The organism is Alkalibacterium sp. s-m-28 (genome assembly GCF_054658175.1).
Map to the genome: position 1 here is coordinate 1 of NZ_BAAGIQ010000073.1, position 10578 is coordinate 10578.

Annotated in this window: 10 protein-coding genes and 1 pseudogene; 8 read left to right on the forward strand and 3 right to left on the reverse strand. The window is 44.7% G+C overall.

The features are described 5' to 3' along the window. Nucleotides 1-197 (forward strand): annotated as a pseudogene (locus ACYQ4S_RS09135) (group II intron reverse transcriptase/maturase); the annotation flags it as partial. Between the two features lie 75 nt (nt 198-272). Here ACYQ4S_RS09135 and dhaM read toward each other — a convergent pair. The 3 genes from dhaM to dhaK are packed head-to-tail and all read right to left on the reverse strand — an operon-like array spanning nt 273 to nt 2244. Further along, nucleotides 273-650 (reverse strand): dihydroxyacetone kinase phosphoryl donor subunit DhaM, encoded by a 378-nt coding sequence (dhaM, locus tag ACYQ4S_RS09140; RefSeq protein WP_346024725.1) that lies wholly within the window; start codon nt 648-650, stop codon nt 273-275. Continuing rightward, nucleotides 643-1230 (reverse strand): dihydroxyacetone kinase subunit DhaL, encoded by a 588-nt coding sequence (gene dhaL / locus ACYQ4S_RS09145; RefSeq protein ID WP_459770714.1) that lies wholly within the window; start codon nt 1228-1230, stop codon nt 643-645. Before dhaL ends, dhaM begins: the two co-directional genes overlap by 8 nt. 21 nt (nt 1231-1251) lie before the next feature. Continuing rightward, the gene (gene dhaK / locus ACYQ4S_RS09150) at nt 1252-2244 is read right to left on the reverse strand and encodes a dihydroxyacetone kinase subunit DhaK (protein ID WP_459770716.1); all 993 of its coding nucleotides are present in this window, start codon (nt 2242-2244) and stop codon (nt 1252-1254) included. A gap of 135 nt (nt 2245-2379) precedes the next feature. Here dhaK and ACYQ4S_RS09155 point away from each other — a divergent pair, with 135 nt between their 5' ends. The 7 genes from ACYQ4S_RS09155 to ACYQ4S_RS09185 all read left to right on the forward strand — a co-directional run bounded on the left by ACYQ4S_RS09155 (nt 2380) and on the right by ACYQ4S_RS09185 (nt 10412). Further along, on the forward strand, nt 2380-3084 hold the full coding sequence (locus ACYQ4S_RS09155; RefSeq protein WP_346024722.1) for an NAD(P)H-dependent oxidoreductase: 705 nt from the start codon (nt 2380-2382) through the stop codon (nt 3082-3084). Nucleotides 3085-3097: 13 nt separating this feature from the next. After that, nucleotides 3098-3280 carry a hypothetical protein gene (locus ACYQ4S_RS09160; RefSeq protein ID WP_459770718.1) on the forward strand — a complete coding sequence of 61 codons (183 nt, stop codon included), beginning with the start codon at nt 3098-3100 and terminating at the stop codon, nt 3278-3280. 126 nt (nt 3281-3406) lie between these two features. Then, nucleotides 3407-5101, forward strand: coding sequence for a DUF2207 domain-containing protein (locus tag ACYQ4S_RS09165; protein WP_459770720.1), 1695 nt, complete (start codon nt 3407-3409; stop codon nt 5099-5101). A gap of 322 nt (nt 5102-5423) precedes the next feature. After that, on the forward strand, nt 5424-6089 hold the full coding sequence (locus ACYQ4S_RS09170; RefSeq protein ID WP_346024719.1) for a GntR family transcriptional regulator: 666 nt from the start codon (nt 5424-5426) through the stop codon (nt 6087-6089). Nucleotides 6090-6288: 199 nt separating this feature from the next. Then, entirely contained in the window at nt 6289-6930 is a 642-nt protein-coding gene (locus ACYQ4S_RS09175; RefSeq protein ID WP_346024718.1) for a bifunctional 2-keto-4-hydroxyglutarate aldolase/2-keto-3-deoxy-6-phosphogluconate aldolase, read from the forward strand. A gap of 12 nt (nt 6931-6942) precedes the next feature. Continuing rightward, the gene (locus ACYQ4S_RS09180) at nt 6943-7884 is read left to right on the forward strand and encodes a sugar kinase (RefSeq protein WP_346024717.1); all 942 of its coding nucleotides are present in this window, start codon (nt 6943-6945) and stop codon (nt 7882-7884) included. A gap of 242 nt (nt 7885-8126) precedes the next feature. After that, nucleotides 8127-10412: a glycoside hydrolase family 65 protein gene (locus tag ACYQ4S_RS09185; protein WP_346024716.1), complete on the forward strand. Its 2286-nt coding sequence runs from the start codon at nt 8127-8129 to the stop codon at nt 10410-10412. Nucleotides 10413-10578: the final 166 nt, after the last annotated feature.

Genomic DNA, 10578 nt, shown 5'->3' on the forward strand with positions numbered 1-10578 from the left:
CGCGTACTAAGATTAGCAGATTAATGCGTTTAGGTCTAGATATGGACAGTGCTAAACGCATAGGCTACTCCAGAAAGAAGTACTGGAGATTATCAAAAACACCTGAGGTTCATTGGGTGCTTACAACAAAAAGACTCTACCGTTGGAACGTAGTTCCACTACGAGACCTGGCAGAGTCTGCTTACTTAAGATATTGAACCGCCGTATACGGAACCGTACGTACGGTGGTGTGAGAGGACGGTAAATAAATTAATTATTTACCTCCTACTCGATTACTCTTTTATAACAAGCTTACTGATCTGTTCTTTAATATTATCCAGTGGGACATCAGCCTGCAGCAGTGAAGCTGTTGTATAGGCTCCTTCTATGAATGCAGTGTTTAAAATCTCCACATTTTTTTCAGTCATTTCAGTTGCCATGTCCAGATTCATCTTTGCGCTTCCCAGATCATAGAAGCACAGGACATTATCTTCTTCAAAAGATTCCAGAGTCTCGCTGATCAGATCAAAGGATGTCCCGACGTCGCCGTCTTCAGTTCCACCTGCTGTTTTGATCGTCACGTCGGAAGCGACCTGGTCCAGAAGCTGTTTCAGACCGGAAGCGACACGTTCAACATGAGAGACGAGAAGCACACCAAAAGATTTACTCATCAGTCACACCCGCTTCCAGAAGACTTTCAAAGAAATAAGCGCTCGATTGTGCCCCGGGATCGATGTGACCGATTGAACGGTCTCCTAGATAAGATGCCCGCCCTTTAGTCGCTTTCATGTCTATCGTGCTTTCCAGAGCACTGTCGATCACTGACTGATCAAGTGTCCCATCCTTCAATGCATCGACTGCTGGAGCCCAGACGTCAACCATCGTTTTCTCACCTGTTTCAGCTTTACCCCGTTTAATTATGCCGTCGAGACCGGAGGATAGGAGAGTTGAAATGTCATCTGATTCCTTGGACTTTTTGGCCATGGAGATAAAAGCCGATCCGTACAAGGGACCACTGGCTCCACCGACTTTACTTACGAGGACCATTCCGATGTCCTTGAAAAGGTCTGACAGATTATCGTAGCTTTGCTGCTCCAGTTTCTCATTGACAGCCGCTACACCTCTTGTCAAGTTGCTTCCATGATCCCCGTCCCCGATTGCAGAATCGAGTTCGTTGAGAAAACTTTTCTCATCAGTTATTTTTTTGCTGAAGTGTTCGAAACTTTTTATCCATTTTTCTGTCTGTGCCATTTAAACGCTCCTTCCAGTTATCTACCAGCCAATGACCTCAACAGGTGCATTAAGGTAGTCGATCCATTGTTCATCTTCTATTTTCAGTAATGTCAAGGAAACCCCTGCCATATCGATTGCCGTCATATAATCGCCTACTTTTCTGTAGACCAGTTCCAGTTCTTCGCCGTCATCCAGCAAAGCTCTGATATCGTTCATAAAGACAAACTGCTCCATCAGCGGAGTAGCACCCATTCCATTTACCATCACGGCAAACTTGTCTCCAGCTGACCAGTCTACTTCTTTTTTTAGTTTGGATAAAAATTCTTCAGCCAGTTCTTTCGATGGTTTCAGATTCTCACGGCTGTATCCAGGTTCTCCGTGTATGCCGATTCCGAACTCTATTTCATTATCTTCAAGCTCAAATCCCGGCTTGCCTACTTCAGGATTGGTTGCAGGGGAAAGTGCCAGACCGATAGAGTACAGATTGTCATTTACTTGTTCAGCCAGTGCCTTGATATTTTTGAGTGATGCACCTGATTCAGCTGCCGCTCCAAGAATCTTATGCATGAAGACTGTCCCAGCGACTCCTCTTCGGCCGGCTGTAAATGTACTGTCTTCTACAGCGATGTCGTCATCAACAACAATGGAATCGACTTCGATATCTTCGAGTTCAGCGAGTTCCTTTGCCATGTCGAAGTTCATGACATCACCTGTGTAGTTCTTGATGACAAGAAAAACGCCTTGACCTTCGTCTGCCGCTTTTATGCCTTCAAGAATCTGATCTGGTGTAGGGGACGTGAAGACTTGCCCGGCTACAGCCGCTGACAGCATACCTTTGCCGACAAAGCCGGCATGACTGGGTTCATGTCCGCTTCCTCCACCGCTGACCAGTCCGACTTTTCCAGATGGCTCAAGTGTCCGCGCAATCACAGTTGTGTCAGATACACGCCTGACCAGCGAGTCGTAGGCATATGCCAATCCATTGAGCATATCATCGACGACCTGATCAGGCTGATTGATAATTTTCTTCATAATAATATTCTGCCTCCTTATTGTTTTCTCTAACCATATTGTACTCGTTTTCAAAATGAAATTCTAATTATTCACTTCTGAGAAAGGACTTTTTGGTATACTTATACCATATATCGAACGGGAAGGAGAATAGATTTGAAAACATTAGTCATTATCAGCCATCCGAGCATAGATGAATCAGGTAGCCAGCAGTTTCTTATTCAGGCTTTGTCAGACCGTTCACTGGAGCAGGTGACACTGCATCCGCTCGAAAAAACTTACCCTGATGGAGTCATAGATGTAAAACATGAGCAGGAGCTGCTCAAGTCTCACGACCGTATCATTTTTCAGTTTCCATTCTATTGGTATTCGTCTCCCCCCTTTTTAAAGCACTGGCAAGATGAGGTTCTGACCGAACATTTTGCTTTCGGGTATAGAGGGGACAAGCTCAAGGGCAAAGAACTGGGACTCGTCCTGTCCATAGGTCTCTCAGAAAAGGAGTACCAGACGGGTGGACAGGAAGGGTACAGTATCAGTGAATTGACCAAGCCGTTCCAAGCGGTGGCTAGAAAAATCGGTATGACTTATCTCAAGCCGCTCTCTATTTTTCAGTATGCGTATATGAGTGAAGAGGAGCGGATGGGACTGCTGATCCGTTATCAGCAGTATCTTACACTAAAAAAACCGGATTCCCTCAAATCTCGCGAAGAATGGATAGTTGCCGAACTGAAGGAGACAGCTACTGAAACCTTGGGTACTGATCAGCCTGAATTCATTATCGAACAGGTGATTGAGCTTATTGAAGATAATAGAATGGAACTGGATGAACTGCGCATGCATATTGATAATTATCATGAATGAAAGGTGGAAGAAGATGGATGAACAGGATTGGATCATCAGGGAACTAGACCAGCTTTTCGATTCAAGCCGGGATTATAAACAGAAAGCACTCCTTAAAGCAGCAGCAGATCTGATTAAAGAACAGGAAACACGTAAAGAGCAGCTTCAGGGAGAATTGGATGGGACTTTATGGAGTCCGGGAAACTGGGGAAACTGATGCCGGTCAATCGGAAAATCAGAACAATTGACGAGCTAAAGAGAAAAAATCAGTCCTAAGACTATATTTTTTCTCTTTTTTATTATATATACTGTTATCAAGAGAGAAAAAAAAGGAGGAGCAATCATGAAGTATGGGTGGGTAGGCTGGCTGGTTGTGCTGATTACAGGAAGTATATTTACAGCTAGTCCGGTAAAGGCACAGGGAAATACATTGCACGACTTGACTATTGATGTCCAGCTGCTCGAAAACGGGACGGCCGTTATTACTGAACGACGGGACATGACTATGGAAGAAGGAACTGAACTCTTTATCGTCATAGAAGAGACCGATGGTGTGGAAGTCATCGACTTCTACGTTGAAGGTATGGAAGAACAGACTGATTGGGATTCCAATGCTTCCAGAGAAGATAAAGCCGGATCATATGGCATAGATGACAGTTCGTCTGAAACGGAACTGATATGGGGGATCGGAGACTATGGGCGTAACGAGTATGTAGTGACCTATACTCTTAGCAATATAGTCAGACAGATGGAAGACGGGCAGTCCATGCACTGGAATTTCAATACATTTGGAGACATTCCTCCTGAAAATCTGACGATCGATATAATCGGGCCATTCGATTTCACTCAGGATACGACTAGAATCTGGGGATTCGGTTATGAGGGAAAGATTGATCTGCTTGATGGAGAGGTCCGTACTTATACTCAGGCTGAACTGGAAGACAACCAGAATGTCGCGGTAATTGTACAGTTTCTTAATAATCCGTTCCTGCTGTCATATTATGATGAACGAACCCTTGCTGAAGTCGTTGAGGATATAGAGCAGGATCCTGGACGTGGAGGTGCGGGTGGAGGAGGACTGAGTGGGACAGTCATCTCTGTTATTATCGGTGCATCGGTAGCGTTTGTACTAGCTGTATTAGCCGTTCTGGTAAAAATTGAACAGCTGAAAAAAGATGGCGGGAAAATCCCTAATTTCTACGAACAACGCAAACGGAACAAAGGGATGTATTACACAGACATTCCTTACAAAGATGGTGATATTACAGATGTTGCCTTCTTCCTGAAACAGCTGCAGATGGGAACGGTTGAGCATTATTTCTTTGCCTTCTTACTGAAATGGTCTAAGGAAAAATGTCTGATTATAGAAGAAGGCGAGGAAGGCAGAAAAAATAAGACCCGTCTGACTTTTGTTCCGGAGACCTTTGAGAGGAAATCACAGCAAGACCTGGCAGGATCAACAGTTGAAGCAGAACTCTGGAATTCTCTGATCGAAGCGACTGACAGCAGCTACCAGATGAGCAGTAAAGAAATGAAGAAATGGGCTCAAAAACAGGCAGACAAACTTCACAAGCTTGATAAGCAGCTTCTTGACGACTCCAGAGATCTGATGATTGCAGAGGGGTATATCAAGGAAGATACTGTTTCTTTCCTGACTGCACGACTGCCGTATACATCGATTACAAAAAAAGGTCAGAGGCTCTACGATCATCTGACCCAGTTTGAAAATCATCTGAATGCATTAGGTGAGGACAAATCACTCAGCTATAAACAGCTGATTCCTGAAGAGTCATTCCTGATGTGGGCAGGCTTGTATGGAAAAGAAGAAGAAGTGATCAAGTCTATTGAAGCAATCATGCCGGACTGGGCAGAACAGGATATCGAGTATATCCCGTACTACTATACGTATTATCCAGGCTTGCATGTGTTTTCCAGCAGTATGCACAGCGGCTACTCATCTTCAGGTGGCTTCGGCGGATCGACCTCCATCGGTGGTGGGGGCGGTGCCATGGGTGGCGGAGGCGGCGGAGCACGCTGACGTTAAAGCTGCTGGTCATCCAGATGATATGATCTATAGTGCACTATGAACATGCTAGGCTTGTTTAGAAGGTCTTCCTTCTGAATGAGTCTAGCTTTTTTCATACGTATGATTAATGAGATAGATGTACTGATAGACAGATGCAGATTAATTTGCTGTTCAAACATCGGGAGGAAAACGATAAAGCAAGTCTTAATATTAGAGAAGACAGGCGGGACAATAATGATGGGGTTTTCATAAAATGGTGCCACTGACTGTTCAGATGTGATATATTTATGATATTAATATACAAGTATGACATATTTAAGTTAGGAAGGTATTTATGCAGACTATCACTTTGCAGGACCAGACGTATGAAGTTTTAAGAGAAATGATTATCAAACTTGACTTGTATCCAGGTCAGAAAATTTCAGAATCTCATTTGATCGATCTTCTAGAAGTGGGACGAACGCCAATCAGAGAATCATTGAAGCAGTTGAAAAAACAGAATCTGATTTTCACCTTTCCTCAGTCAGGAACGTATGTATCCAGAATAGATATGAGTAGAGCATTACAGGCACGTTTTATTCGAGAATGTGTAGAAAAAGAAGTGATGACAGAGCTGTGCGGTGTGATGGATGAAAAGTCCGAGAAAATGCTGTGGAAAATTCTGGATAGACAAAGAGAGACCTTTAAGAATAATAATGTTTCTGATTATTTTGATGTTGACAATGAGTTTCATAAGCAGTGTTATGAACTTGTCGGTAAAGCACAGGCATGGCAGTGGATAAAAGAAGCCAGTGTGCATCTTGACCGTTTCCGCTGGCTTCATCTGAAAGACATAACATTTGACTACAATCAGATTGTAGATGAGCATGAAGGGCTGATTAAAGCAGTAAAATCTAAGCAGGCAGATGAAGTAAAGACTTTAGTGACTGCACATATCAATCTGATGGATGAAGCTCAAGGTGAAATAATGAAAAAGTATTCTGACTATTTCAGAAAATAAACACCAGTTAGCTGAAAGCCGAACGCACAAGAAGACGCCGTTCTGATGATTGTTTTATAGGCATGTGACAAGAGTAATCATTATATCAGGACTTTGCCTGAACTGTTGATATGGTTTGATATGTATATGGTAGAGTATTGAGCTTCACAAAAGAAAGCGTTATACTAATATATGAGTTTAGGCATTCAAGGAGGATATTATGACAAAAAAACAAGCGATTTTGACCCGTTTAAAAGACAATTATCTGTTTGCAGTGATTAGAGGGAAGTCTGCTGAAGAAGCGACGCGTATTTCCGAAGCTGTTTATGAAGGCGGAATCAAAAATATCGAAGTGACGTTTACGACCCCGCAAGCCGACGAATCGATCAGGGATCTTGCTGGAAAATTTGATGGGACGGATATGGTTGTAGGAGCAGGAACAGTCATGGATGCAATAACAGCACGTATTGCGATTATTGCGGGAGCTGAGTTCATCGTCAGCCCGAATATGGTGCCGGAAATTTCAACTGTCTGCAATACATATGGGATTCCCTATCTTCCTGGATGCGGCACAGTGACAGAGGTGGCGGACGCACTGGCGACAGGAGTCGAAGTGGTCAAAGTGTTCCCGGGTGGAATATTGGGACCTGCTTTCATCAAAAATGTACATGGCCCGATTCCGCATGTAGAAATGATGCCTTCTGGTGGTGTGAGTCTGGACAATATGGACCAGTGGATCGATAACGGGGCATGGGCTGTCGGTATCGGCAGTGCGTTGACTAAAGATTTGAAGACTCAAGGCTACTCAAGTGTCACAGAGCAGGCTCAAGCCTTTGTTCAGAAATACAACGAAGTGAAGTGAGGACGTGATCATATGCCGGATGTCATTTTAATTGGAGAACCGATGGGGTTGTTTACTGCTCAGGAATATGGGGAGCTGAAAGATGTCACTTTGTTCAAGCGATCTCTGGCAGGAGCGGAAATCAATGTCGGGATAGGACTGTCCCGCCTGGATTACAAAGTGGAATACGTCACGAAGCTGGGCAAGGACCCCATAGGCGATTATATTGAAGAAGCCATCGAAAAAGAAAAGATAGGGACAAGTTACATCTTTCATTCACCGAAGCACAACACCGGGCTGATGATGAAAAATAAAGTTCAGGACGGCGATCCGTCTACTGCCTACTATAGAAACAACAGCGCCTTCACTACACTGTCAGAGGCTGATGTAAATAGGATCGACTTTTCTGATGTGAAGCTGCTTCACATAACTGGCATTCCGCCAGCAGTGAGCGGGACGGTTAGAGAAGCAATCGTCTATCTGATGAAGAAGGCTAAATCGGCCGGAACATTCATATCATTCGACCCGAACCTGAGGCCTGCTCTCTGGTCTTCGGAAGATGAAATGGTGACTGTCTTAAATAATCTTGCTGGTCTCTCTGATCTGGTGCTTCCTGGTCTTTCTGAAGGCAAGACCCTGGTCGGGACAGATGACGTTGAAGCTATCGCGCGCTTCTATATTGATAAGGGTGCACAGATCGTCATTACAAAAAGCGGAGCAGACGGGGCGTTTGTTACAGAAAAAGGAAAAGACACGATCAATGTGCCTGGTTTTAAAGTGCAGAAAGTCGTAGACACTGTCGGCGCCGGAGACGGATTTGCTGTAGGTGTTCTGCATGGCTATTTAAACGGTCTGACCTGGCCGGAAGCTGCGTTACGTGCCAATGCAATCGGCTCTCTCCAAGTCCAGAATGAAGGGGACAACGAAGGGCTGCCTTCCCTTGAAGAACTGACGACCTATATTGAAAATTATTGATGACACTACCCTGAATAAGTCGACTGATGTCCGGCGTATTCAGGTTTTTTACTGCCGCAAAGTGGGAACGTATAAGGTTTATACGGTAATTGACAGGTTCTAGCTTTACTGCTCGCCTGCTCTTCTGGGACCTCAGCAATAGCTGAACGGTACGTGAAGTTTTTCTTATCAAAAAGGCTTCAGCTTGCTTTCTTTCCGGGTTATTGACAAAATAAACAGTAAAGAAAGGAAGGCGATCGCTTATGCATGACCTGATTAAAAACGGTACGTTGTGGACGCTTAAAGAAGTTGGTACAGATTCAGAACAGATAAGACAGAACGAAACGCTCTTCTCACTTTCAAACGGACACATTGGAACAAGAGGCAGTCTGGAGGAAAGGCATCGGACACAGGCATACAGTCACAGCGACAGCACGCTGATGAACGGGTTTTATGATACTGAGCCAATCACTTACGGCGAATGGGCCTACGGATATGCGACTCATCATCAGACGACGATTCCTGTTCCTGATGCTAAAAAATTGGATTTGTCGCTGGATGATGAGCTATTTGATCTAGAAACAGGAAAAGTTGATCATCATTCACGGACACTGGATCTTAAGAGCGGTCTGCTGACTCGGACCTTTTCATGGGAGAATTCTAAGCAGCAGTCAATAGATGTCACGATCGAACGCTTTGTTTCCTACGATTTTCCAGAAATTTTGGCGCAGCGCATTATTATTGAGTCAGAAAAAGATGACCTGCCAGTTCAGCTTCTCTTCGAACTGGATGAACTGGAAGATATGGGCAAGAAAGAGTCGGCGGAAGACGATCCGGATCCAAGAAAAAAGGAACAGGCGGAAAGAAGATTTGATTCCCGCCCACTATCGACTGACTCAGGCCGAATGATTCATATCAGCACCCATGCCTCTGATCTGCATGCGGTCATTTATGATCATGTCGTGTCTCGTTTTGAACAGGTCAGCCTTGAACGGATTGAAAACAAGGTCACCGCTAGCTTTCAGACTGACAGGTCAGCTCCAGTAATCATTGATCGCTTCACAGCTTACAGTCATAAGTACAGTAATGAAGAAGATACGGATTCTCAGGCTGAGAATCTGAAGGAAATCATGTCAGAGGTTGAAACACTTGGGTATGATGAAGTGAAAATGAGACATCTGTTATTTATGGACGAATTCTGGGATAAGAGTGACATTGAGCTGGAGGGCGACCAGGCACTCCAAATCGGACTGAGATTCAATCTGTTCCATCTGCATCAGGCAGCCGGTCGGGATGGGCATACAAACATGTCTGCCAAGGGACTTACCGGTGAAGGCTATGAAGGGCATTATTTCTGGGATACAGAAATGTACATGTTTCCTTTCTTCCTTTACACGCAGCCAAAGATTGCCAAGTCTCTGCTGATGTATCGACACAGTATTCTTCCTCAGGCGAGGGAGCGGGCACGGACTATGGCTATCGACAACGGAGCATTGTTTGCCTGGCGGACAATCAATGGGGAAGAAGCTAGTCCCTATTATCCAGCTGGAACGGCTCAGATTCACATCAATGCAGATATCGCCCATGCCGTCTATGATTACGGTAAAGTTTCGGAAGATGAGGCTTTCATGTTCAATGAAGGACTGGATATCCTCGTTGAAACAGCTCGCTTCTGGCTGGAATGGGGACATTTCGACGACGAACGGGACGGTGCCTTTGTCCTGAATGATGTAACAGGACCCGATGAGTACACGGCGATCGTCAACAATAATTTCTACACCAATCTGATGGCGAAAAAGAATTTGTCCTATGCCATTGAGTACGCACAGAAAGCGCAGGAGCAGGCGGCTGACAAACTGGAGGAGCTGCATGTGACTGAAGATGAATTGGAAGACTGGAAAAAAGCAGAGAGCAGACTGTTTCTTCCTTATGACGAGGAGAAAGAATTGACGATGCAGGACGACAGTTTCTTCCATAAAAAAGTCTGGGATTTTGAACACACACCAGAAGAAAACTATCCGCTCCTGCTTAATTACCATCCTCTGACGATATACAAGCACCAGGTCTGCAAGCAGGCAGACACGGTTCTGGCAGAGTTTCTGTTCTTCGATGATTTTGAAATGGAACAGCTGAAACGGGATTATGATTATTATGAAAAAGTGACCACACATGATTCCTCTCTTTCCCGGTCTGTTTTTGGCATGATGGCCAGTCAGATTGGCAAACACGAAAAGGCCTATGACTACTTTATGGATACAGTTCTGATGGATATCAGCGACCTTCAGTCGAATACGAAAGACGGGGTGCATGCTGCAAATATGGGCGGAACGTGGATGAGTATCGTTCAGGGCTTTGCAGGGATGCGATTCAATGACGGGACACTTTACTTGACGCCTCATTGTCCTAAGGAATGGGGCAGTTTAAGCTTCAAGGTACAAGTGAAAGACAGATTGATTCAAGTGATGCTGACACCGTCCTCCACGGAATATACATTGCTTGAAGGAGAGCCGATCATTATTGTTGAGAATGGAGAAAAAATTCAACTTTAATCATTTGAAAAAAAGAAGCAGAGGGTAGGCTCTCTGCTTCTTTTTTTCGTGCGCCCGGCATGGGCGACAACTTGGTGGTGAAAGTCCACTACAGACTTGGCAGTAGGAACTGTTAGCGAAAGTCAAGGGTGTCCGCCGTGAGGCGGAATCTGAAGGAAGACGGACG